General features: G+C 63.3%; 22 protein-coding genes. 14 read left to right on the top strand and 8 right to left on the bottom strand.

What is annotated here, in order from left to right; all coding sequences use genetic code 11:
- Positions 1 to 7 precede the first annotated feature (7 nt).
- The 7 genes from gcvT to ABHM97_RS05505 all read left to right on the top strand — a co-directional run bounded on the left by gcvT (position 8) and on the right by ABHM97_RS05505 (position 8,126).
- Entirely contained in the window at positions 8 to 1,141 is a 1,134-nt protein-coding gene (gcvT, locus tag ABHM97_RS05535) for a glycine cleavage system aminomethyltransferase GcvT (RefSeq protein ID WP_349469897.1), read from the top strand.
- A 34-nt stretch (positions 1,142 to 1,175) separates the two neighbouring features.
- Complete coding sequence (gene gcvH / locus ABHM97_RS05530) at positions 1,176 to 1,562, top strand: glycine cleavage system protein GcvH (RefSeq protein ID WP_026542540.1); 387 nt, start codon at positions 1,176 to 1,178, stop codon at positions 1,560 to 1,562.
- 187 nt (positions 1,563 to 1,749) lie between these two features.
- On the top strand, positions 1,750 to 3,150 hold the full coding sequence (locus ABHM97_RS05525; RefSeq protein ID WP_349469896.1) for an L-serine ammonia-lyase: 1,401 nt from the start codon (positions 1,750 to 1,752) through the stop codon (positions 3,148 to 3,150).
- 38 nt (positions 3,151 to 3,188) lie between these two features.
- Positions 3,189 to 4,010 (top strand): DNA/RNA non-specific endonuclease, encoded by an 822-nt coding sequence (locus tag ABHM97_RS05520; RefSeq protein WP_349469895.1) that lies wholly within the window; start codon positions 3,189 to 3,191, stop codon positions 4,008 to 4,010.
- Positions 4,011 to 4,094: 84 nt separating this feature from the next.
- The gene (locus tag ABHM97_RS05515) at positions 4,095 to 5,183 is read left to right on the top strand and encodes a lipid II:glycine glycyltransferase FemX (protein WP_349469894.1); all 1,089 of its coding nucleotides are present in this window, start codon (positions 4,095 to 4,097) and stop codon (positions 5,181 to 5,183) included.
- A gap of 110 nt (positions 5,184 to 5,293) precedes the next feature.
- Positions 5,294 to 6,610: a peptidoglycan bridge formation glycyltransferase FemA/FemB family protein gene (locus ABHM97_RS05510; protein WP_349469893.1), complete on the top strand. Its 1,317-nt coding sequence runs from the start codon at positions 5,294 to 5,296 to the stop codon at positions 6,608 to 6,610.
- A gap of 28 nt (positions 6,611 to 6,638) precedes the next feature.
- Positions 6,639 to 8,126 (top strand): threonine/serine exporter family protein, encoded by a 1,488-nt coding sequence (locus ABHM97_RS05505; RefSeq protein ID WP_349469892.1) that lies wholly within the window; start codon positions 6,639 to 6,641, stop codon positions 8,124 to 8,126.
- Positions 8,127 to 8,149: 23 nt separating this feature from the next.
- On the opposite strand, the gene ABHM97_RS05500 is transcribed toward ABHM97_RS05505, so the two are convergent.
- Complete coding sequence (locus ABHM97_RS05500; RefSeq protein WP_349469890.1) at positions 8,150 to 8,989, bottom strand: siderophore-interacting protein; 840 nt, start codon at positions 8,987 to 8,989, stop codon at positions 8,150 to 8,152.
- Between the two features lie 200 nt (positions 8,990 to 9,189).
- Positions 9,190 to 9,954, bottom strand: coding sequence for a uracil-DNA glycosylase (locus ABHM97_RS05495; protein ID WP_349469889.1), 765 nt, complete (start codon positions 9,952 to 9,954; stop codon positions 9,190 to 9,192).
- 107 nt (positions 9,955 to 10,061) lie between these two features.
- Here ABHM97_RS05495 and ABHM97_RS05490 point away from each other — a divergent pair, with 107 nt between their 5' ends.
- The 5 genes from ABHM97_RS05490 (at position 10,062) to ABHM97_RS05470 (ending at position 14,558) form a co-directional block, all read left to right on the top strand.
- The gene (locus tag ABHM97_RS05490; protein WP_502921257.1) at positions 10,062 to 10,397 is read left to right on the top strand and encodes a DUF3263 domain-containing protein; all 336 of its coding nucleotides are present in this window, start codon (positions 10,062 to 10,064) and stop codon (positions 10,395 to 10,397) included.
- Positions 10,398 to 10,446: 49 nt separating this feature from the next.
- Positions 10,447 to 11,061, top strand: coding sequence for a LytR C-terminal domain-containing protein (locus ABHM97_RS05485; protein ID WP_349469888.1), 615 nt, complete (start codon positions 10,447 to 10,449; stop codon positions 11,059 to 11,061).
- Between the two features lie 170 nt (positions 11,062 to 11,231).
- Positions 11,232 to 11,435: a cold-shock protein gene (locus ABHM97_RS05480; RefSeq protein WP_011773737.1), complete on the top strand. Its 204-nt coding sequence runs from the start codon at positions 11,232 to 11,234 to the stop codon at positions 11,433 to 11,435.
- Positions 11,436 to 11,758: 323 nt separating this feature from the next.
- The gene (groL, locus tag ABHM97_RS05475) at positions 11,759 to 13,384 is read left to right on the top strand and encodes a chaperonin GroEL (protein WP_235518923.1); all 1,626 of its coding nucleotides are present in this window, start codon (positions 11,759 to 11,761) and stop codon (positions 13,382 to 13,384) included.
- Between the two features lie 121 nt (positions 13,385 to 13,505).
- The gene (locus ABHM97_RS05470; protein WP_349469887.1) at positions 13,506 to 14,558 is read left to right on the top strand and encodes an RNase H family protein; all 1,053 of its coding nucleotides are present in this window, start codon (positions 13,506 to 13,508) and stop codon (positions 14,556 to 14,558) included.
- Between the two features lie 119 nt (positions 14,559 to 14,677).
- Here ABHM97_RS05470 and ABHM97_RS05465 read toward each other — a convergent pair whose 3' ends face one another.
- From ABHM97_RS05465 to ABHM97_RS05450, 4 genes are all read right to left on the bottom strand, one after another.
- On the bottom strand, positions 14,678 to 14,968 hold the full coding sequence (locus ABHM97_RS05465; RefSeq protein WP_349469886.1) for a WXG100 family type VII secretion target: 291 nt from the start codon (positions 14,966 to 14,968) through the stop codon (positions 14,678 to 14,680).
- Positions 14,969 to 15,103: 135 nt separating this feature from the next.
- A complete protein-coding gene (locus tag ABHM97_RS05460; protein WP_349469885.1) occupies positions 15,104 to 16,570 on the bottom strand; it encodes a sensor histidine kinase in 1,467 nt (488 codons plus the stop codon).
- Positions 16,571 to 16,572: 2 nt separating this feature from the next.
- On the bottom strand, positions 16,573 to 17,283 hold the full coding sequence (locus ABHM97_RS05455; RefSeq protein ID WP_026543233.1) for a response regulator transcription factor: 711 nt from the start codon (positions 17,281 to 17,283) through the stop codon (positions 16,573 to 16,575).
- 81 nt (positions 17,284 to 17,364) lie between these two features.
- Entirely contained in the window at positions 17,365 to 17,994 is a 630-nt protein-coding gene (locus ABHM97_RS05450; protein WP_235518930.1) for a LysE/ArgO family amino acid transporter, read from the bottom strand.
- Between the two features lie 68 nt (positions 17,995 to 18,062).
- Here ABHM97_RS05450 and ABHM97_RS05445 point away from each other — a divergent pair, with 68 nt between their 5' ends.
- Entirely contained in the window at positions 18,063 to 18,980 is a 918-nt protein-coding gene (locus ABHM97_RS05445; protein WP_349469884.1) for a LysR family transcriptional regulator ArgP, read from the top strand.
- A 69-nt stretch (positions 18,981 to 19,049) separates the two neighbouring features.
- On the top strand, positions 19,050 to 19,289 hold the full coding sequence (locus tag ABHM97_RS05440) for a hypothetical protein (protein ID WP_235518934.1): 240 nt from the start codon (positions 19,050 to 19,052) through the stop codon (positions 19,287 to 19,289).
- A 6-nt stretch (positions 19,290 to 19,295) separates the two neighbouring features.
- On the opposite strand, the gene ABHM97_RS05435 is transcribed toward ABHM97_RS05440, so the two are convergent.
- Both ABHM97_RS05435 and ABHM97_RS05430 read right to left on the bottom strand, forming a co-directional pair.
- Positions 19,296 to 21,371: a multicopper oxidase family protein gene (locus ABHM97_RS05435; RefSeq protein WP_349469883.1), complete on the bottom strand. Its 2,076-nt coding sequence runs from the start codon at positions 21,369 to 21,371 to the stop codon at positions 19,296 to 19,298.
- A 12-nt stretch (positions 21,372 to 21,383) separates the two neighbouring features.
- Complete coding sequence (locus tag ABHM97_RS05430; protein WP_235518938.1) at positions 21,384 to 21,857, bottom strand: hypothetical protein; 474 nt, start codon at positions 21,855 to 21,857, stop codon at positions 21,384 to 21,386.
- Positions 21,858 to 22,010: the final 153 nt, after the last annotated feature.

The raw sequence follows: 22,010 nt of genomic DNA, 5'->3' as shown, positions 1-22,010 counted from the left end.
CCGGAAAATGACTGAGAACTACACGGCCCTCTACGAAGAGCACAAGAAACTCGGCGCCTCCTTCACCGACTTCGGTGGCTGGCAAATGCCGCTCAAGTACTCCTCGGAGCTGGCTGAGCACCACGCCGTCCGCAAATCCGCAGGCCTGTTCGACCTCTCCCACATGGGGGAGGTGTGGGTCAGCGGCCCTCAGGCTGCCGAGTTTCTCGACTACGCCTTGGTAGGCAAAATCTCGGCCATGGCCGACGGCAAGGCCAAGTACTCGCTGATCTGCCAGGAAGACGGCGGCATCATCGATGACCTCATCACCTACCGTCGCGGTGAGGACAAGTTCCTTGTAGTCCCCAACGCGGGCAACGCGAAGGTAGTGGCTGACGCCCTTGCCGAACGGGCCGCCGGATTCGACGTCGTGGTTCAGGACGCCTCCGCCGAAACCTCACTCATCGCCGTCCAGGGTCCCCTTGCGGAATCGATCCTGCTGCGGCTCGTGCCTGCCGAGCAGCACTCCCTGGTCACGGAACTGAAGTATTACGCCGCCGTCGAGGTCACGTTCCTGGTGGCCGGCAGCGGCCAGGACCTGCTTCTGGCACGCACCGGCTACACGGGCGAGGACGGCTTCGAGATCTTCGTGCCCAACGAATCCGCGGCAGCCCTGTGGCAGGCCATTGCCGCAGTCGCGGATGACGGCGAGCTCATCCCCGCCGGCCTCGCATCCCGCGACTCCCTCCGGCTCGAAGCGGGCATGCCCCTCTACGGCAACGAACTTTCCCGTGAGGGCAACCCCTTCGCCGCAGGACTTGGGCCCGTGGTTGCGCTGTCCAAGGAAGGCGACTTCGTGGGCAAGGAAGCCCTGGCTGCCCTGAAGGCGGACGGGGCCGGGTCCACCACCGGCCGCAAGCTCGTTGGCCTCAAGGGCCTGGGGCGCCGTGCCGGACGCAGCCACTACCCGGTCCTGAAGGACGGAGCGGTTGTTGGCGAAGTGACCTCCGGCCAGCCCAGCCCGACGCTCGGCTACCCGGTAGCGTTGGCGTATGTCGACGTCGAGTTCGCCGAAGTTGGAACTGCGCTGGACGTCGACCTGCGCGGCAAGGCCGAGCCTTTCGAGGTCGTTGCCCTGCCGTTCTACAAGCGCCAAAAGTAGCCAGTTTTTCATTCACCACACGTTAGGAAACAGAATGCCCAAAGTAGCGCCCGAACTTCAGTACTCCGACGAACACGAGTGGGTTTCCCGCGGCGAAGGGAACTCGGTGTCTGTTGGTATCTCCGAGGTTGCCACCGACGCCCTGGGCGACATTGTCTACGTTGACCTCCCCGAGGTCGGTTCAACCGTGACCGCAGGCGAGACCTGTGGCGAAGTCGAGTCCACCAAGTCGGTCTCCGACCTGTACTCGCCCGTCACCGGCGAGGTCACCGAAATCAACGACGCAGTTGTTTCCGACCCCGCACTGATCAACAACGATCCCTACGGTGCAGGCTGGCTGTTCAAGGTGGCCGCCGAGTCCGACGGTCCGCTGCTTTCCGCCGAGGAATACGCCTCCAAGAATGGCGGAGACCTGTCCTAGGTATCCCGCCACGCGAGCTCCATGGGCGTAGCGTGGTAATTAGTAACTGAAAAATTGCGACGCCGGGTTGCCGCCTTTGGGGGCCATCCGGCGTCGTGCTTCGGTTGACTTCCGCCACAAGCGGTAGCGGCCATCCGGCAGGACCATCTGCCGGGACATCTCAAGTTTTTATGAAGGAATCACGGCTATGGCTGTTGGTGTTTTCGATTTGTTCTCCGTGGGCATTGGCCCGTCGAGTTCGCATACGGTGGGCCCGATGCGTGCCGGGGCGGTGTTTGCGCAGGAGTTGAAGGACGCTGGTGTCCTTGATTCGGTGGCGTCCTTGCGGGTGGACCTGTACGGTTCGTTGGCGGCGACGGGTCGTGGGCATGGGACGTTCACTGCGACCCTGTTGGGCTTGGAGGGCTACGAGCCGGAGTTGATCCTTCCCGATGAGGTGGAGGAGCGGTTGGCGTCGATTGCGGAGACGGGGAAGCTGAACCTGGCCGGCGAAGTGCTGCTGGATTATGCGGTGGAGGACATGGTTTTGCATCCGTTGACGGTGTTGCCGCGGCATACGAACGGGATGAAGTTCGCTGTCTCCGATGCCGAGGGGAATGTTCTCAAAGAGGCGACGTTCTTCTCGGTCGGTGGCGGGTTCATTGTCCGGGAGGGTGAGGAGTCCGCGGCGCAGGCGGAGTTGGAGGAGTCGAAGAAGGAGTTGCCGTTGCCGTTCCGGACGGCGGCGGAGTTGTTGGGCCGGTGCGCGTCCAAGGGTTTGGGGATCAGCGACATCATGTTCATCAATGAGCGGGCGTCCCGGTCCGAGGAGGAGATCCGGGAGGGTCTGCTGCATATTTGGGCTGTGATGGAGGCTTGTGTTGAAACCAGTTTGCAGCGTGAGGGTGTGTTGCCGGGTGGGTTGAAGGTCCGTCGTCGTGCGCCGGATTGGTTGGAGCGGCTCCTGAAGGAGGACAAGGACCGGAACGATCCGAAGTACTGGCAGGAGTGGGTGAACCTGATCGCGTTGGCGGTGAATGAGGAGAACGCCTCTGGTGGGCGGGTGGTGACGGCTCCGACCAATGGTGCTGCGGGGATCATTCCGGCGGTGTTGTATTACGCGTTGAATTACGCCCCGGGCATGGATAAAGCGACCCAGGCTGATAAGGACGATGTGGTGGTGAAGTTCCTGCTCGCTGCCGGTGCGGTGGGTGTGTTGTACAAGGAGCAGGCGTCCATTTCGGGTGCTGAGGTGGGTTGTCAGGGTGAGGTCGGGTCGGCGTCGTCGATGGCGGCTGCGGGGTTGGCTGAGGTGATGGGTGGTTCCCCGGGTCAGGTGGAGAATGCTGCGGAGATCGCGATGGAACATAACCTGGGGTTGACGTGTGATCCGATTGGCGGGTTGGTGCAGATTCCGTGTATCGAGCGGAATGCGATTGCTGCGGCGAAGGCGATCAACGCGGCGAAGATGGCGTTGTGGGGTGACGGGACGCACCGGGTCTCGTTGGACGAGGTGATCGTGACCATGCGTGAAACGGGTAAGGACATGTCCCACAAATACAAAGAAACAGCGATGGGCGGCCTCGCCGTCAACGTCGTCGAATGCTGAGTCTGTTTACTGTCGGTGCCTAGTGCCATGCTGTATCCATGAGCGGGGGATACGACAGGGATTTTTTGCGGGCACGCCTTGAGCTGCCCAGTCCGTCGGCGACGACGACACTTTTGGACTACATCCACTTCTCCGTGCGTTTCCGGGTTTCCCGGAAGCTCGCGGCGATCGTGGGGGTCAACATTAACGGCAAGGAACTGAACCCGCTGGCCCGGGAAGGTACCTGGCACTTCGATGACCGGATTCCCCGGGAGCAACAGGCCGGTCCGGACGTCTACAAGAACAACGCGTTTGACCGCGGGCATCTGGTGCGGCGTCTGGACCCGGTGTGGGGAGATCCTGCCACCGCCAAAAAGGCCAACCAGGACACCTTCGTGTTCACCAATGCTGCGCCGCAGGTTGATGACTTCAACCAAGGCAAGGAACTGTGGGTGGGGCTGGAGGACCATGTCCTGGAACACGCTGACGCCTACGATGCCAAGCTCAGCGTCTTCACGGGGCCGGTTCTACTCGACGACGACCCCCCGTACAGGGGCGTGCAGGTTCCACGGAAATTCTGGAAGATCGCTGCGTGGACCAGTGATGCCAAACTGGCGGCCGCGGGATTCGTCCTGGACCAGTCGCCGCTCCTGGGCAAAGTAGAGCTGAAACGGGCCATCGACCAGCGGCTCCTGGAAGGCGAACCGCCGCCATTGGGGCCGTTCCGGACGTTCCAGGTGCCTATCGGGGAGATTGCGGATCTGACAGGGCTCAGCCTGAGCCGGTTGGTCAGCGCGGACCGTCTGTCCAGCAGCCAGCGGGAGCTCGGAAAAGCGCCGAAGGCCATTAGGTTGGAAAGCACGGATCAGATCAGGCTTTAGGACGAACCAGAGGATTTTTCCCGGCCCGATAGACTTGGGGCTGCATGTCCGCATGCCTTTGAACACTGCACCAAAACCCTGAGATTGGACACGGCCACCTTGCGAGAATTTACTGCCCGCTTTGCCACCGCCGAGGAAACCGATAACTGGGACAAGCACGTCACGGCCAATCCGAACGGCGGCAACATGCTGCAGTCGGACGCCTACGCCGCAGTCAAGGACGGCAACGGCTGGCTGGTCCGCCGCGTAGTGGTGGAAACCGCCGAGTACGCCAGCTACAACTTGCTGCTGGAGAAGAAGTTCCCCGTTCTCGGCCGGCTCTGGTACCTGATCAAGGGACCGGATGCTGCCTCGGCGGATGACATCGAGCCCATGCTCAGGGCGGTAGCTGCGTTGGCACGGGAACAGAAGCTGAACGTCTTCAGCATCAAGATCGAGCCCGACGTCGTGGAGTCACCTGAGGTGGTCGCGAAGCTGAAGGCGTCTGGCCTGGTCAAGGCTCCGAATATCCAGTCCAACGATTCCACGGCGTTGTTGGACATCTCCGCCCCGGCGAACGAAGTCCTGCGGAGTATTTCGTCCCGGGCCCGCAATGCGGTCCGAAGGGCGGAGCGCGAAGGCTGCGAAGTTGTGGAAGCAGAGCCGGGCCAGGACAGCTACAAGAAGCTCTACGCCCTGATGCAGAACACCATGAACGCCAAGGGCGCCATGCCGCTGCGAAGCTACGAGTACTACGCCACCTTCTGGGAGCAGTTTTGCAGTCGGGGCCAGGGACACTTCTTCTTCGTCTACGAGGACGGTGCCCCGAGCGTTGGCGCTTTCGTCATCAACTACGGTTCCAAGGCAACCTACAAGGACGGCGGTTCCACGCAGAACCGTAAACAGTATGGCGACTCGCACTTGGTCCAATGGGCAGCCATCCAGCGCATGCAGGAGCTCGGCTGCGTGGAATACGACTTCTGCGGCACACCCCCCGCTGCCAGGATCAAGGACAAGAGCCACCCGCTCTACGGCCTGGGATCGTTCAAGACGAGCTTCACCAAGACCGTTACGGACTTTGTGGGCTGCTACGACCTCGTGCTGGGCCCTGTCCGGTACAAGCTGTGGCTCAAGGGCGCAGAGAAGGTGTTCAGAAGGCTCGAAACCATGCGCACCGGCGGTCAGTTCTACTGACGGACACCCAAGCCAGCAAGCCAACCCACAGGCCCGCCCCGGCCACCAACGGGCGCAAATCTAATCTAGGTGAGGTAATTTCTTTGACTCCGATCGAGGCTGGAACCGACATGGAATTCGTGATTCTCAGTGACGCTGATTTCGAGACGTTCGCCAAGGGACACCCACAGGGGAGCTTCATCCAGTCCATGGACCTGACGCGCTTCCAACGCGCCCGTGGCCAGGAGGTGGAGCTCTTTGGCGTAACCCGCGCCGGCAGCCTCATTGCCGCGGGAAAGCTCGTCTACACGTCCAACCGTTTTGGCTACAAAACCGCGGACTGTGCCAAGGGACCACTGATGGACTACAGCGACCCCGCAGTGGTTCGCTTCGTCGTCGAGCAGTTGAAGAAGCATGCCGCCTCCAAGAAGGCGGCGGAACTGCGCATTTCGCCGAACGTCCGTTACATCGCCCGTGACGAGGACGGCGCCGAGCACCCGGAGATCGAAGACAACCGGCCGCTGTTGAAGGAACTCGAGGGCCTCGGTTTCAAGCACCAGGGCTTCGACATGAACTTCGCCAATATCAACTGGATGTTCATCAAGCAGCTCGACGGGTTTGCGGACTCCGAAGAGCTCATCATGGGCATGAACTACCGCACCCGCAAGGCGATCCGGAAGGCCGAGAAGAACGGCGTCTACCTGGAACAGGCCACGCTGGAGACCCTCGATGACTTCTACAACGCGCTGAGCACCGCAGGCGACGAGAAGGGCTTCACGTACCGCGAGCGGGAGTACTACGAGCAGCTGCTCCGGAACACCTCCGATGAGTTCACCAAGCTCATGATGGCCAAGATCAACATCCCCGAGTACCGCGCGTCCATCACGGAGCGGCTCGAAGCCGAGTCCAAGACGCTGGCCGAACTGAAACGTGAAGTCGAGGAGACCGGCAGCAAGAAGAAGGCCAACCGCGTCAAGGTGGTCCAGGACCTCGTGGACAGCTACGAGCGCAGCCTCAAGGACATCGAGCGCTTCCCCGATTCCGTGGGAGTGGCCACGGTGGCGGCCATCCACTTCGCGTGCTCCGGCGACGAACTGACCTGCGTTATCGGTGGCACCGTGCAGGACTACATCTACTTCAACGGCGCCACGTCCCTGTACTGGGGCATGATGCTCCACGCCCTGAACAACGGATACTCGCGGTACAACTTCTACGGCACATTCGGCATCCAAGGCCAGGACGACACCGGCCACGGCGGTTATGAATTCAAGAAGGGGTTTGGCGGCGAGGTGGTCCAGCTGATAGGCGACTTCGTGGCTCCGGTGAACCCGCTCACGTTCAACGCCTACCGCGTGGCCAGAAAGCTTGCAGGCGCCGCCCAGACAGTATTGGGACGATTGCCACTTGAGAAATTGCCGGTTGTAGGAAAGCTCCGGAGGAACCACTAATCACACAAGCGCACGGGAGGATCACCGCGTGACTGAACGCCCCGAGGGGTCAGCGAGCAGGCCGCACACGGACGGCTTGCCCAAGACCCAGCCGCTTCGGCCCTCGCAGGTCCGGCAGAACGTCAACGCCAAACGCATGCTGATGCGCCTGGTGCAAGGCGACAGCCCACCTACGGCTCCCATGAACATCGTGGACCGGCTGGCGGGCAGCCCCTACGCCAACCCCACCATCCAGGTAGTGGGCGTGGATGCATCCGCCCGCAAGACCATCGACTTTGCCTTGCACCTGGCTGAGGTCATGTTCCGATACGGTGCCGGCGCGTTGGAGGTCGAGACGAGCATGATCGCCGTCACGGCTGCCTTGGGCCTGAAGAACGTTGAAGTGGATATCACCAACCAGTCGGTGGCCATCAACTACGCGCCCAAGGACCAGACGCCCATCACGCTCCTCCGCGTGGTGCGCTCCTGGACCAACAACTACGCCGGCCTTGCGCAGGTGCACCAACTGGTCACCGACATTGTGGCCGGGGGAGTGGGCCGCGACGAAGCCGTGCGCCGGTTGAACGAGGTCATCCGCAGCGCCAAGCCCTTCCCGCGCTGGATGGTGACCATAGCGTTCGGTATCTTCGCGGCGGTCTTCGTGGGCGTTCTGGGGGGCGGGCTCGGCGCATCAGCGGTGGCCTTCGGCTCCAACATCCTGATCAGCCTGCTTTCCCGCCAACTGGCCAGATGGAGGACTGCGGACTTCTTCAACACCATGGCTTGCGCGTTCCTGGTCACCTTCATCGCTTTGATGCTCCGCTGGGCAGGTGTGGACATCGCTCCCTCCATAGTGGTGGCGGGCGGAATCCTGCTGCTGCTCCCAACGGGCAGGCTCGTGTCGTCGGTACAGGATGCGATCAACGGCTTCCCGGTCACTGCCGCGGGCCGGTTCCTCTCCACGCTGCTCACCTTCGGGGCGATCGTGGCAGGGATTGGTGTGGCTGTCGTGGTGGGCACCCTCATGGGCAGCGCTGTCCTGGATGTCACGCAAACATTCCCCGACGCGTATCCGTTGTGGGGCCGCGCCATCCTCATCGCCGTCGCTGTGGTTGCCATCGGCGTCACGGAACAAACCCAGATGCGGTTGCTGATTCCGACGGCGGCAGTCGGCATAGTGGGCTTCTTCGTTTTGTGGGGGGTCGGCCAAGCCGGTCTCGGCGATCGTTTGTCGCCCGCTGTCGCGGCGGTGGTCATCGGTTTGCTGGCCCGTGTGGTTGCCCTGAAGCTGGGTGCTCCCCAGCTGGTTGTCGCTGTGCCCGCGGCTTTGATCCTGCTGCCCGGCCTGACGATCTTCCGTTCGATGTATGCCCTCACCGTTGAAGGGGGCGACTTCCTGGCCGGTGCCGGCGGGATGCTTAACGCCGGAGCGATTGTCCTGGGAGTGGCCGCGGGTATCGTGCTCGGCGACAACCTGGCCAGGCCGCTGACGAAGGGCCTGTCCAGCAACGAACGCCGCAGGGTGCGTCGGCGCTAGCCTCTGAGGGGCGCTGGAGCTTGCTAGATCTTCCCTACGGGGAGCTTCTTCTCGGCTTGGAAGACCTCTTCGACGCGCCCTTGTGCCCAGTATCCGGACAGGGAAACCTGCGAACGTTCCAAGCCCCGCTGGACGAAGAAGATCTCCCGAAGACCCTTCATGTAGCCCCGCTCGCCGTGGGCGAAGACGTCCACTTTGCCGGGCAGCCACTCGGTGGTCCTTAAGGCTTCGAGCAGGAGGTCACTGGAGCCGGCAGGCACGCCGCCGCGCAGCAGCCAGCGCAGTTCCAGGCCGGCAGGTGCCGCGATAGGCAAGATGTCCGCCTCACTGTCCACCTCCAGGTAAGCAACGCCGCGTGCGTCAGGAGCCAGTGCCTCCACGCAAGCGGCAACCGCTGGGATGGCGGCGTCGTCGCCGGCGAAAAGGTACCAGTCGGCGTCGGGGTCGGGATTGTAGCCACCGCCGGGGCCCGTAAAGACCAGCGTTTCACCTGGTTCGGCTGCTGCAGCCCACGGCCCGGCAAGTCCCTCGTCACCATGGACAACAAAGTCGATCGCCAGCTCCTGCGCAGCCACGTCCACCCAGCGGATGGTGTAGGTCCGGGTGTGCGGCCATTGCTCGCGCGGCATGGTCTCGCGGATGGTCCAGAGGTCCAGCGGGAAGTCGTAGTCGACGCCCGGCTGGGGAAAAACGATTTTGACGTAGCGGTCCACGTAGTCGTTGTTTGCGTAATCGCTGAACCCCGGCCCACCGGCCACAATCCGCACCATGTGCGGGGAAAGGAGTTCTTTCCTGAGCACGGTCAGGGAGACCTGTGGGCGGGTATTGCGGGTAGCGGACGAGGTGACGGGGAGAGCAGCCATATAGGCAAGCCTAAGCTAGTGCGCTGGACGTCTGCTGGATAGGGCCGAACGTTACACACCCTCGCTCACGTTCCGTCCGCTTCGCGCGGACGCTCGCTCACGTTCCGTCCGCTTCGCGCGGACGCTCGCTCACGTTCCGTCCGCTTCGCGCGGACCCTCGCTCACGTTCCGTCCGCTTCGCGGCCTTCGGTGGAGGAGCGCTAGAGGACCGGCAACTCCCAGTCGATCGGCCCGGCGCCCTGCTGGACCAGAAGCTCGTTAGCCCGGCTGAACGGCTTGGAGCCAAAGAAGCCCCGTGACGCCGACAACGGACTGGGATGGGCCGACACGAGCGACGGCGCTCCCTTGAGCAGCGGCACGACACCCTCAGCGTCCTTCCCCCACAGGATGGCGACGAGTGGCTGTTGCTGCCCGGTACTGGTTCGGTCGGCGACGGCGGTGACAGCCGCCGTCGTAATGTCCTCCCAGCCTTTGCCGCGGTGCGATCCGGCTTTTCCCGCCTCGACGCTGAGGACACGATTCAGCAGGAGCACGCCCTGGCGGGTCCATTCGCTCAAGTCGCCATGGACCCGAGGTGGCAGGCCGAGGTCGTCCTGAAGTTCGCGGTAGATATTGGCGAGGCTCCGCGGGATGGGTCGCGTACTCCCTGAAACAGCGAAGGAAAGGCCGACGGCGTGTCCCGGGGTTGGGTAGGGGTCCTGGCCGAGGATGAGTACTTTGACGTCAGCCAGCGGCTGTTTGAACGCGCGCAGGAGATTGTCGGCTGCCGGCAGGACCTGGCGCCCCTTGGCGGCCTGGCCGGCAACGAACGCGAGGGCGGCGCGGAGTTGGTCTTCCACGGGCAACAAGGCGTCCGCCCAGTCGGGCGCCATCAGCTCTTCCAGCGGACGATCGATCAGTTCCGCGAAGTCGCTATCCGCCACGCCTGCCGGTTCAAGTTCAAACAGTGCATCCTCGCCAGTCATCACGCCATTGTCCCCCGCGCCTGCCAGGCGGGGCGAATGACAGCGTTGTTATTCACCCGTAACATAGGGGTAGGACAATTTCCCATCAAGCGTCGAAGGAGTATGCCGTGGCGGAACCAGCACCGGAACCGATGGCGCAGCAGTCGACAGGTTTTACCCTCGAGGACCTCGCGGCTGAAACCCGCAGCGAATCGCCCCTGAGTGAACGCGACCAGCAAATGCTGGCACTTGAACGGCAGTGGTGGAAGTACGCAGGCGCCAAGGAACAGGCTATCCGTGAGCTGTTCGATCTCTCCGCGACGCATTACTACCAGATCCTGAACGCGCTGATCGATACCGAGGACGCGTTGGCCCACGATCCCATGCTCGTCAAGAGATTGCGTAGACTACGTACGTCCCGCCAACGTGCGCGGACGGCACGTCGCTTGGGGTCCGACGCGTAAATCGCCAGGCTGATCTGTCAGCAGCAACCAGCAAGGACAACGCTTCACCATGACCAAATTTGCCAGGGATGAATTCGACCAGGTTCCGCAAAACACCAATCGCCAGGGCGTCCACCGCGACGCCCAGGAGACTGCCCGACCTGCCTTGTGGCCGGTTCTCACAGTCGGAGCTGTCGCTCTGGTGCTTGGCCTGGTGGCCTTCCTGATCCTTCCGAACCTCGGCGTGGTGGGTCCCAGCGCCTCCTCGAACGTCTCGACGCCGGCACCCCAGCAGACTGATGCCTCGCCTTCCGCGGCGCCCAGCGAACCGGCCCCCACGGCTTCGGGTGAACCGAGCTCCGAGGCGTCACCGTCCAACGTTCCGTCCGCTACTCCGTCCTCGGCTCCGGTAGACAAGTCCATCCCCGTGGCTGTCTACAACGGTGCTGGCACGGCTGGCCTGGCAGGCCGGGTGGCCGGCCTGGTACAGGGCGATGGCTGGACGCTGAGCACAGTTGGGAACTGGGGCGGCCTGCCGCAGCAGACCTCCGTGATCTTCTACAACAGTCCTGCGCAGAAGGCCAACGCTGAGGCGTTGGGAACCCTGCTGCGCATTCAGTCGATCGTTGAGTCCCCGGAAATCCAGCAGCCCCTGGTGGTTGTTGCCGGTCCCGGATACCAGTAGCGGACCGCTGTAGGAGCACCTGTGAGCCCCAACTCGGTTAAGCATCAATAACAAAACCGAAGCACTGCCGCTCACCGGCAGCGCCGCAGGAGTGACTGTGGTTACAGTGGATTGATTCCGGTACGGAGATCCCGGCAACCGGTCTTGGCTACTGCGAAAGTGTGGGCATCATGGCATTGGGAACCGTCAAATGGTTCAACGCCGAAAAGGGCTACGGATTCATCACTGTGGATGAGTCCGGCGACGACGTTTTTGTGCACTGGTCCGCCATCCAGATGGATGGCTTCCGGGCCCTCGAGGAGGGTCAGCGGGTGGAGTTCGAATTGGGGGAAGGCCAGAAGGGGCCGCAGGCAGAAGGCGTGCGCGTCGCCTAGCCCTGGAGCAGGCCAACGCCTGACCGGCTCAGCTCATGGCTGAAACCCTTGGTTTTCTGTCGCATTGACGCTTTCCTGCTTGCACTCTCCCCGGTCGAGTGCTAATTATTGATTTAGCACTCCTACGGTTCGACTGCTAAGTGCGGATCGGTTGACGCCGGTCCCGGATGGCTGGCGTGCCGCTGGAGGATCAAGAACAACCTTGGTGTGGTGAGGTTTGGAGCGCGGGGCGTACATAGGCCGCAAGCAAAGAACCGTCCGTCGCGGGCACCGCATCTGACAGGTACCTTCTTATCGACTGTCCCGAAAGGACTACCGCCGTTATGGCCAAGATCATTGCATTTGATGAAGAGGCACGCCGCGGCCTCGAGCGGGGCCTGAACACCCTCGCTGACGCCGTCAAGGTCACCCTCGGCCCGCGTGGACGCAACGTCGTCCTCGAAAAGAAGTGGGGCGCCCCCACGATCACCAACGATGGTGTTTCCATCGCCAAGGAGATCGAGCTGGACGACCCTTACGAGAAGATCGGTGCAGAACTGGTCAAGGAAGTTGCCAAGAAGACGGATGACGTCGCTGGCGACGGTACCACCACTGCAACCGTCCTCGCCCAGGCGCTGGTGAAGGAAGGCCTGCGCAACGTTGCCGCCGGCGCCGACCCGCTGTCCCTCAAGCGCGGCATCGAGAAGGCTGTTGAAGCAGTCATCAACGAACTGCTGGCTTCCGCCAAGGAAATCGAAACCAAGGAAGAGATCGCAGCCACGGCTTCCATCTCCGCCGGTGACCAGGAAATCGGCGGCCTGATCGCCGAAGCCCTAGACAAGGTGGGCAAGGAAGGCGTCATCACGGTCGAGGAATCCAACACCTTCGGCCTGGAGCTCGAGCTCACCGAGGGCATGCGCTTCGACAAGGGCTACATCTCCGCTTACTTCGTCACCGACGCAGAGCGCCAGGAAACGGTCCTCGAAGACCCGTACATCCTGATCGTCAACTCCAAGATCTCCAACGTGAAGGAACTCGTCACGGTTCTGGAGAAGGTCATGCAGTCCAACAAGCCGCTGCTGATCATCGCCGAAGACATCGAGGGCGAGGCCCTGGCCACCCTGATCGTCAACAAGATCCGTGGCACCTTCAAGTCCGTCGCCGTCAAGGCCCCGGGCTTCGGTGACCGCCGCAAGGCCCAGCTGGCCGACATCGCCATCCTCACCGGCGGCCAGGTCATCTCCGAAGAAGTTGGCCTCAAGCTCGAAAACGCTGGCCTGGAACTCCTCGGCACCGCCCGCAAGGTTGTTGTCACCAAGGACGAGACCACCATCGTTGAAGGTGCCGGCGACGCCGAGCAGATCGCAGGCCGCGTGGCCCAGATCCGTGCCGAGATCGAAAACTCCGACTCCGACTACGACCGCGAGAAGCTGCAGGAGCGCCTGGCCAAGCTGGCCGGTGGCGTTGCAGTCATCAAGGCCGGTGCCGCAACCGAAGTTGAGCTCAAGGAACGCAAGCACCGCATTGAGGACGCAGTCCGCAACGCCAAGGCTGCTGTTGAAGAAGGCATCGTTGCCGGTGGTGGCGTAGCCCTCATCCAGGCAGGCGCCAAGGCATTCGCCAACCTCACCCTGCAGGGTGACGAGGCAACCGGTGCCAACATCGTCAAGGTTGCCATCGACGCTCCGCTGAAGCAGATCGCGTTCAACGCTGGCCTCGAGCCGGGCGTTGTCGTCGACAAGGTTCGCGGCCTGCCTTCCGGCCACGGCCTGAACGCTGCCACGGGCGTCTACGAAGACCTCCTGGCTGCCGGCGTCAACGACCCCGTAAAGGTCACCCGCTCGGCTCTCCAGAACGCTGCTTCCATCGCTGGTCTGTTCCTGACCACTGAGGCTGTAGTGGCTGACAAGCCCGAGAAGAACGCTCCGGCTCCGGGCGGCGACGACATGGGCGGCATGGGCGGCTTCTAAGCCCCCTCGCTGAACATTTCGTTTCAGAGCTAACGACGGCGGTCCCCACCAACTGGAGGGGGCCGCCGTTTTGCTGCCTACCACGGTTTTAGTGTCCGTGGGTTCTGGCAGGATTAACGGTATGACGATTATTGCTGCCGCCGACGGGTCCGCCCTCGGTAATCCTGGGCCGGCCGGTTGGGCCTGGTACGTTGACGACTCCTGTTGGCATGCAGGAGGTTGGCCACATGGCACCAACAACCAGGGCGAACTGATGGCAGTCCTGGATCTTTTCCGCTCCACGGCCCATGTTGCCCACGAGGAACTGCTGATCCTGTGCGATAGCCAGTACGTCATCAACTGCATCACCAAATGGATGCCGGGCTGGAAGCGCAAAGGATGGCGTAAGGCGGACGGCAAGGCGGTGCTCAACGTCGATCTCCTCAAGGACATCGATCAGGCGATCGTTGGCCGGAAATACACTTTCGAATGGGTCAAGGGCCACGCAGGACACGATCTGAACGAAGCCGCGGATGAGCGTGCCCGGGCTGTCGCCGTGGCGTATCAACAGGGCGTCGCACCGCGGGTTGGACCAGGTTTCCCGGGCGCCAAGCATGACTCCGTAGCCGAGGGTTCCGGGATCTCCGAAGCCTCCTCGATGGGGACAGCTGCGAGCTCTGCGACGGTCACCGCCGGCAGGGCCGCCACCGCGACGGTTTCCGCGGCAACCACTGCTGCCGCGCCGCCCAGGAGTTCCCGGCCGCACTTTGAGCCGACGCTCTTCGGCGAGTCAGGCATCTTCGGCCAAGCGGACCTTTTCAGTGAACTGGAAGGTGATGCAGCGGCCCCGGAGCTCTCGCCGGAAGACACGGTCCTTGCCTTGGAACGGGAACTGCTGAGGCCCGATGTGAGGGCGGACATTGGCAGGATTGGAGTGCTGCTCCACCCGGACTTCGCGGAGATTGGCAGTTCCGGCCGGTTTTGGACGCGAGACGCCATGATGATGGCGCTGGAAGAGGACCCGGGCGAACCGGGAGAGCTGGAGCTCCTGAGCGCCGACCGCCTCAATGAAACCACCATTTTGCTGAACTACCGCAGTTACGCCCACGCGGGCTCTGCCCTTCGCAGCTCGATCTGGATGTTGGACCGCGGCCAATGGCGGCTGAGGTTCCACCAGGGCACCTTGGAGCCATAGAGACAGCGACGCCAACCCAGGACAAACAGGTGCGGCGTGACCTGCGGGGCCGGATAGTTCAGGGGAAGACATCCGGCCCCGCAGGAGTGCGCGGGACTGTGCAGGCGGGCTGGCGGTTCCTAGTAGGTGAACCGCTGGGTGTTGCCCTGCTCGACTTCGGCGTAGTTTGAGGCCGCAGTGGACAACGCCACGGTGATGGAAGCCAACGATGCCTCCACCTTGCTTTGCGTCAGGGACCATTCCAGGACCAGGGAATGAAAGTTCGCGGCCGCAGTTCCTTTCCATGTTGCCTGAAGTTCCTCAAGCCCGCGCTTCATGGTGTGAACGTCCGAACTGATGCGGTCAATAGTTCCCCGGACATTGTCGGACTTGAGCTGGAGCATCTCGGTATCGACGGAGATGACGGACATGGTTGTGCCTTTCGACGAAGGTGTTCCGCATGGTGCGGCGGTAAGTGTGGGCCACACCATCGAGCCTAGGCAGCAGGCCTCAACCGCGGAACGAACGTCTGCCGCTATGTGGAAAACGGCGTCAAAAGTGCGGTACTACGTAGAGAGAAGCTCGGCGGGTTCCTCGTGGAAAGGGAGGCTGACCACCAGAGTGGCGCCGCCGCCGTCGGTCTCTGAAACACGGACGCTTCCGCCGTGCGAGCCCACGATGGCAGCCACAATCGCCAGGCCAAGGCCGCTGCCACCCGTCTCGCGGGTGCGCGAGGTGTCAGCGCGGTAGAAGCGTTCGAAGATCTTGTTGGTCTCGTCTTCCGGAATTCCCGGTCCATGATCACGGATCTCGATGACCGACTCGGCGCCAGCGGGCGTGTTCCGGACACCAACGGCAAGCTCGATCGGGCTGCCTTCCGGCGTATATCGCAGGGCATTGCCCACCAGGTTCCCAATGACCTGCCGGAGCTTGGCCTCGTCACCTTGCACGGGGGCAGGGGCGGGGGAGCCGCCGTCGAGTCCTGTCAGGGTGATGGTCCGGTCGCCCGAGGAAGCTTTGGTGTCCACCATGGCGTCGTGGGCCAGGAGGTGCAGGTCCACGGGCTTGAGCTGCAGCGGCCGCTGCTCGTCCAGCCTGGCCAGCAGCAACAGGTCTTCGACCATGGAGCCCATCCGTTTGGCTTCGCTTTCGATCCGGCCCATGGCCATGGCCACATCTTCTTCCGTGGTCAGGGCGCCATGCCTGTAGAGCTCCGAGAAGCCCCGGATGGTGACCAAGGGCGTGCGGAGTTCGTGGGAGGCGTCGGCCGCAAAGCGCCGCATCCGCCCCTCAGAAGCAGCCCGGGCTGCGAACGACGCCTCAATGTGCGCCAGCATGGCGTTCAGTGATCCGCCGAGGCGGCCCACTTCTGTATGTGGATTATCGATTTCAACACGGCGGGACAGGTCGCCGGCCGCGATGGCCGCAGCCGTCTTTTCCACTTTGGCCAGGGGCCTGAAGGACCGGGCCACGGTCCACGTGGCAATGAAGAAGGCCAGTACCAGCGTCAAAAGGCCGACGCCGACCACCACAAGGACGGCGTGCTCCATCACTTTGTCCACCGGGGTCAGCGGCAGGCCGATGATCATGACGCCGTTGCGGCCATCGGAGGTGTTGACTGCTATCGCCACCACCCGCCAGTTGCTGCCTGCAGTGCCCTTGACCTGATAGGGCGTGTTGCCGCGAAGCTTGGCTTCAGCGGGGGTGATGTTAGCGATCGCGGGGCGGTCGCTTTGGCTGCCGCCGAAGGGATACGGTTCCAGGCCAGGTATGTACAACGTCAGCGAGTAGTCCGTGGGAACGGCGGCGTCAGTAGGGGTCGCCGTGTTGGGCTGTGCCAGCTTGTTGAAGCCCTCCTGCTCCTGCGCCAAGGCAACTGCAGCCTTGAGCTTGTCGTCCACCTGGCCCTGCAGGTAGCTCTTGACCAGGGTCAGGGTTCCCGCGCCCGTCGCTGCCAGGGCCAGCAGGAGCAGACCCATGATGATGGCGACGAGCTGCGACCTCAGTGAGGCCGACTTCCAGCGTTGCAGCAAGGTCAGCGCTTCTCAGCCGTCCGCAGCACGTAGCCCACGCCGCGCTTGGTCTGGATGAGGGCGGCGGCGTCGGGATCGATGTCCACCTTGCGGCGCAGGTACGAAATGTACGACTCAACAATTGAGGCATCGCCGTTGAAGTCGTACTCCCACACGTGGTCCAGGATCTGCGCCTTGGAAAGGACCCGGTTGGGATTGAGCATGAGGTAGCGCAGGAGCTTGAACTCCGTGGGGGACAGCTCGATGACGGTTCCGCCGCGACGGACCTCGTGGGCGTCGTCGTCGAGTTCGAGGTCGTCGACGCGGATGACGGCGTCGTCGTCTTCGAGCGGCTGGGTACGGCGGAGGACGGCCCGGATACGGGCCACTACCTCGTCGAGGCTGAAAGGCTTGGTGACATAGTCATCGCCGCCCACAGTGAGGCCCGTGACTTTGTCCTCGGTGTCGTCCTTCGCTGTGAGGAACAGGACGGGGAAATGCTTGCCGGCGGCGCGGAGGCGCCGGGTCACGGTAAATCCGTCCATATCCGGCAGCATGACGTCCAGGACGGCGAGGTCCGGCGCGTGGAGATCGGCCGCAGCAAGGGCTTCGCGACCGTTGGAAGCAGCCACTACCTCAAACCCTGCGAAACGCAGCGACGTGGACAGCAGCTCACGAATGTTGGGTTCGTCATCAACCACAAGAAGCTTGGCTTCGGGACCGTTCTTTTTCATGCCATCCATGATCCTCCCAGTAACTGGGAGTTTTCTGAATGCTGCATGTGAGCAAACTGCGCGGGAAGTCCACGGACGGCATCATGCACCGAGGACCAGGCCCGCTCCCAATGCCACCATGGTCACGGCGATGCCGCCGTCCAGGATCCGCCAGGAGCGGGGCCTCGAAAAGAAGCCACGAAGGTACCGCGCACCGAATCCCAGCGAGCAGAACCAAAGAATGCTGCCCAGCATTGCCCCGGCGCCGAACCACCATTGCAGGGGAGTTCCTTGCGCGCTGGCCAGGGAGCCGATCAAGGCAATATCCAGATAGACGTGCGGGTTGAGCCAGGTCAGGGCCAGGACGGTGGCGACGGCGCCCGCCAGGCCGCGCCTCGCGCCGCCGTCGTCCGGGCCATCGCTGGTCAGCGACTGGGGGCGGAAGGCCCGCCGTGCGGCCATCAGGCCATAGGTCACCAGGAACGCTGCGCCCACATAGCGGAGGACGACGACGGCGGCCGGTGCGGCAGTGACCAGGGCGCCGATGCCCAGAACGCCGGCAGCGATAAGGACGGCGTCGGAGAGGGCGCATACCGCGACGATCGGACCTATGTGTTCGCCACGGATCCCCTGACGAAGCACGAACGCATTCTGTGCCCCGATCGCGACGATGAGGGCCAGGCCTGTGGCGAGCCCAAGGCCCGCGGAGTGGGAGATGTCAGTAATAGTCACGCTTCGAAATTACGGATGCGCCAAGCATTAGACCAGCTAAGTATTTTGATGCGGCGTAAGCTGTTCTAATGTTCCAGTTTCCATCCGAACAGCTGCTCACATTCGCCACCGTCCTCTCGGAGGGAACGCTGGACGCGGCCGCGCGCCAACTACATGTCACGCCGTCGGCAGTGTCCCAGCGGCTCAAGGCGCTCGAGCAGGCGGCGGGCCGGGTGCTGCTAAGGAGAAGCAACCCCGTGCAGGCAACGGAAGCTGGAGAGGTGGTCTTGCGGCTGGCACGCCAGGTGGCGCAGCTCGAGGCCGACGCGGGCAGGGAACTTGGCTTGGGCTCGGAGGGAGCGGAACTCGCCGTGCCGATCGTCGTCAACGCGGATTCGCTGGCCGTGTGGTTTCTGCAGGCGCTGGTGAAGGTTCCGCAGGAGCTGAACGTGACGTTCGACCTCCATCGGGATGACGAACAGCATTCAACGGCGCTGTTGCGGTCCGGGACAGTCATGGCGGCAGTCACGGCCACCCCTGAACCAGTGCAAGGATGCCGCGTCGAGAGCCTTGGGGTCATGCGATACCTTCCCGTTGCTGCGCCGCAGTATCTGGCGCGATGGTTCCCTGATTTCCCGAAGGGCATCAACGGGGTGTCGCTGAACGCTGCCCCCACGGTCGACTTTGATCGCAAGGACACCTATCAGTGGGCTTTCGTCCAGTCGTGGGCTGAGGCCGGGAGCGTGCCGGAGCGCCGGGGTCCCCGCCATTTCGTTCCGGCCTCGCACGATTTTGGGGACGCCATCCGCCTGGGCCTTGGCTGGGGGCTGATCCCCGAAGTGCAATGCGGGCCGGACATAGCGGACGGCCGGCTGGTTGAGCTGGCACCGGACAGGCCGTTCGATGTTCCGCTTTACTGGCAGCGGTGGCGCACGGCATCCAGGGTCCTGGACGTCCTCAGCGAGACGGTGCGGGACGTTTCGGCACAGTATTTGAGGAGGCCGTAAATGTCCCTGAAACCGGACACGCCAGCCGATGCTTCCAATAATGTCAGTGCCCCGTTCCACACTTAAAACATGGCAAACACAGCAGCTCCCACCACAGCAGCTTCCAACACTGTCCACCAGCTCCGCGACAGGGACGACGTCGAGTTCCATGTGACATACCTGGACACCGACACCGGCCATGTCCGCCGCGAGGATTTCCAGGACCTCGCCGCAGCCGAACGCTTCGCCAGTGCGCAGCTCCGCGATGAAGAGTGCTGGGCCGTGGTGGACCACGTCAGCATCTCGGCCACCAGCCGCATGGTCGCCTGACCCACTTCACTCCGGCCTGTTGTGGGCGTGGCCCCCGTGCATGAAAGGCGATGACACCCCCTGATACTTCAGGAGCATCATCATCCCTTCCGCCGCGTGATCCAGGTTGTGGCAGTGGTCCATCCAGATGCCCGGGTTGTCGGCGTGCAGCAGCAGTTCCCAGACTTCGCCAGGCTGAACGTCCACGGTGTCCAGCAGCAGCGGCGAGCCCGTGGGGGCCACGCCGTTCCGGCTCAGGACCTGCACATGGTGCCCGTGCGGATGCATGGGATGTGGTTCGGCGGTGCGGTTCACCACCGTCACCTTCACGGTGTCGCCGAGAGACACGTCAATGGAGGGGACCAAGGGGTAGGCTGCGCCGTTGACGGTGAAGGCAAAACGCGGAATTCCATCGACAAAACGGAATTGCCGGTCCAGGACCATTACTTCTTCCCGGGTAATCGTCGGCTGCGCCGAACCGGAACCGGCTACGGGTTTGCCATAGGCCAGGAGATCCAGCGCAGGAACGGTGGCGAAGATGCCCGTCGGCGCTTTGTCCGGGGCCGCACTCAAAGCAGCGGCCGAAGCTTCAGCCAGGGCTGCGGAACCGGGTGGGGCAATGATGACGGCGGCTCCTGCTGCGGAGTCCGAACGCACGGTTACCGGTGACGCCGGCATGGTGAAAGCGACGTCCATCCTGCCTCCGGCACCAAGCCTGAGGAGTTTGCCGGTCACTTCCCCCGGCTGGTTCACCTCCGTTCCGTCCACGGCGACTACCCGGAACGGGGCGCCGTCCACCCAGTAACGCTGCGGCAGGGAATCAGTGTTGACCAGCCTCACCCGCACCGCGAAGCCGGGTGTGGCGGGGTGGGCACTGATGCGGTCTGAGGAGCCCAGCAACCCCAGACCGCCGAGGTCGTGCGCAGCCACCACAAGGTCCGTCCCGGCACGGGGCGTTGCGGGGTTGTGCACGACGAATGTGCCGTAGAGGCCCTTACGGACTCCCTCGGCTGAATCCTGGTGCGTGTGGTACCAGTACGTGCCGACCTGTTTGGCCTGGAAGCGGTATGTCGTGGAATGTCCCGGCATGACGGCGTCCTGGGTGGCCCCGGCTACTCCGTCCATGGCATTGGGAACGTCGTAGCCGTGCCAATGCAGGGTCACGCCCGCGGCGATGTCACGGTTCTTGAGTTCCACCTCCATGACCTCGCCCAGCTGGGCTTCCAGCGATGGCCCCGGGACGCTCCCGAAGGTCCAGGCTTCCACCTTCTGGCCCGAGGGCAGCGTCACCTGTTCCACGCGTGCTGTCAGCTCATAATGCCGGACCACGGCGTCCGCCGGCACGGTGCCCAGCAGATCCGTCACTTGGGTGGGTTTTGCCTCCACGTACCTGTCCGGTGTGCCGTGATGTCCGACGGCGGCAACGATCGCTGCGCCGTCGGCGGACCGGCTCCCCAGCCAGGCAAAAGCTCCCGAGCCCAAAGCGGTACAGGCCATGAGGGCGGCAACTGCTGCAGCCGCCGTCGGACGCTTGCGGGCGCGCCGGACCGTTCCTGGGAAACTGCGCCCGGGACGGCCAGCTTCCCGGAGCGCAAGCCTGGCGAGAACCACCGTGCCGCCCACCATGAACAGGAGGACAATCACAGTCCATGGGGCCGGGAACGGACCCACTACGAGCGACAAGGCCAGCGATGCCACGGACGCCGCGGCCGCAGCCACCACGGCCAGGACAACTCCTTCACGGGACCGCGAACAGCCGGGCCTCCGGGAAGTGGTGGAGCCGGTGTTCCGCTTCCTCAGCAAATACGGAACACCGGCCATCGCGGCCCAAGCCGCGGGGATGGCGGTCAGGGGCAAGCTGATGGTTATGCGCTCACTGGCAAACCACCAACTGCCGGCCACCAAAGCGGGTAGCAAGGCATAGCGGGCCACCGTCGCAGCGGCGGCCACGCCCAGGAGCAAGAGGGCCAGATCGGTCGCGTGGGGTGGTGCTTGCTTCCGATCAGTGGTCGCGGCACCTGTCATCCACGCGGCGGCGACCCAGGCGCCGGCCGCGAGGATGGACAACACCAGGTCCACGGCCAGCAGCTGCGAAGTGTTCACAGCTGCCGCTGGTCAGGCAGTGCTGGGAGAGGCTGAAGCATCCGGGGCTGCAGCCTTGGGCGGAAGCGGCTGGGGGTTCAAGGCCACCGCGCGGGCACGCCTGAAGAGCCAGTACGACATGAAAATTATCAGGACGCCGGTCAATGGGTGGATGGCGGCCACCCACGAGCCGGCCGGGGTGATGAAATCTTCGGACGAACCAGTCAGCATGCCGCCGATGATGAAGATGAACAACTGTACCCAGCTGAGCAGGAAGATCCCTGCGGCCAGCCAGATGGTCCGGGATCCGGCCCGGGCGATGGCGGCGACGATGGCGGCCAGGAGCGCGCCGTAACGCAGCACGTATTGGCCGTTCATCACGTGGTAGACGCCCGCTTCATGCTGGGCTTCGATGGTGTTTTGAAAATGGAAGTAACCGGCGAACAGTAACTGTGCGAGTGCTGACAGCAGGACGATCGCGGAAAGGACCAAGAGGGCTTTACGCATGGGGAATCCTCTGGATGAAAATGCTCAGATTTTTCTAGGCCTTCGAACCGCCGGCTCCCTGGCTGCGGGATTACCCCCACTGCCGACGGCTGGCCGCCGGATTGCCTGGACCAGGGGCAAACCTTAAGGGCGGAGAGCTTCACTAGGAATCGT

The sequence above is a fragment of the Paenarthrobacter sp. CAP02 genome, from assembly GCF_040137855.1.
In the GTDB taxonomy this organism is placed as follows: Bacteria; Actinomycetota; Actinomycetes; order Actinomycetales; family Micrococcaceae; genus Arthrobacter.
Note: the sequence above shows the minus strand (reverse complement) of the source record. Positions and strands in the feature narration are given on the sequence as shown.

Bases quoted from the DNA above. Each gene is read 5' to 3' on its own strand.
- gcvT (WP_349469897.1), top strand. From the start codon at position 8: ATGACTGAGAACTACACGGCCCTCTACGAAGAGCACAAGAAACTCGGC.
- gcvH (WP_026542540.1), top strand. From the start codon at position 1,176: ATGCCCAAAGTAGCGCCCGAACTTCAGTACTCCGACGAACACGAGTGG.
- ABHM97_RS05525 (WP_349469896.1), top strand. From the start codon at position 1,750: ATGGCTGTTGGTGTTTTCGATTTGTTCTCCGTGGGCATTGGCCCGTCG.
- ABHM97_RS05520 (WP_349469895.1), top strand. From the start codon at position 3,189: ATGAGCGGGGGATACGACAGGGATTTTTTGCGGGCACGCCTTGAGCTG.
- ABHM97_RS05510 (WP_349469893.1), top strand. From the start codon at position 5,294: ATGGAATTCGTGATTCTCAGTGACGCTGATTTCGAGACGTTCGCCAAG.
- ABHM97_RS05500 (WP_349469890.1), bottom strand. From the start codon at position 8,989: ATGGCTGCTCTCCCCGTCACCTCGTCCGCTACCCGCAATACCCGCCCA.
- ABHM97_RS05495 (WP_349469889.1), bottom strand. From the start codon at position 9,954: ATGACTGGCGAGGATGCACTGTTTGAACTTGAACCGGCAGGCGTGGCG.
- ABHM97_RS05485 (WP_349469888.1), top strand. From the start codon at position 10,447: ATGACCAAATTTGCCAGGGATGAATTCGACCAGGTTCCGCAAAACACC.
- ABHM97_RS05480 (WP_011773737.1), top strand. From the start codon at position 11,232: ATGGCATTGGGAACCGTCAAATGGTTCAACGCCGAAAAGGGCTACGGA.
- groL (WP_235518923.1), top strand. From the start codon at position 11,759: ATGGCCAAGATCATTGCATTTGATGAAGAGGCACGCCGCGGCCTCGAG.
- ABHM97_RS05470 (WP_349469887.1), top strand. From the start codon at position 13,506: ATGACGATTATTGCTGCCGCCGACGGGTCCGCCCTCGGTAATCCTGGG.
- ABHM97_RS05465 (WP_349469886.1), bottom strand. From the start codon at position 14,968: ATGTCCGTCATCTCCGTCGATACCGAGATGCTCCAGCTCAAGTCCGAC.
- ABHM97_RS05455 (WP_026543233.1), bottom strand. From the start codon at position 17,283: ATGAAAAAGAACGGTCCCGAAGCCAAGCTTCTTGTGGTTGATGACGAA.
- ABHM97_RS05445 (WP_349469884.1), top strand. From the start codon at position 18,063: ATGTTCCAGTTTCCATCCGAACAGCTGCTCACATTCGCCACCGTCCTC.
- ABHM97_RS05440 (WP_235518934.1), top strand. From the start codon at position 19,050: ATGGCAAACACAGCAGCTCCCACCACAGCAGCTTCCAACACTGTCCAC.
- ABHM97_RS05430 (WP_235518938.1), bottom strand. From the start codon at position 21,857: ATGCGTAAAGCCCTCTTGGTCCTTTCCGCGATCGTCCTGCTGTCAGCA.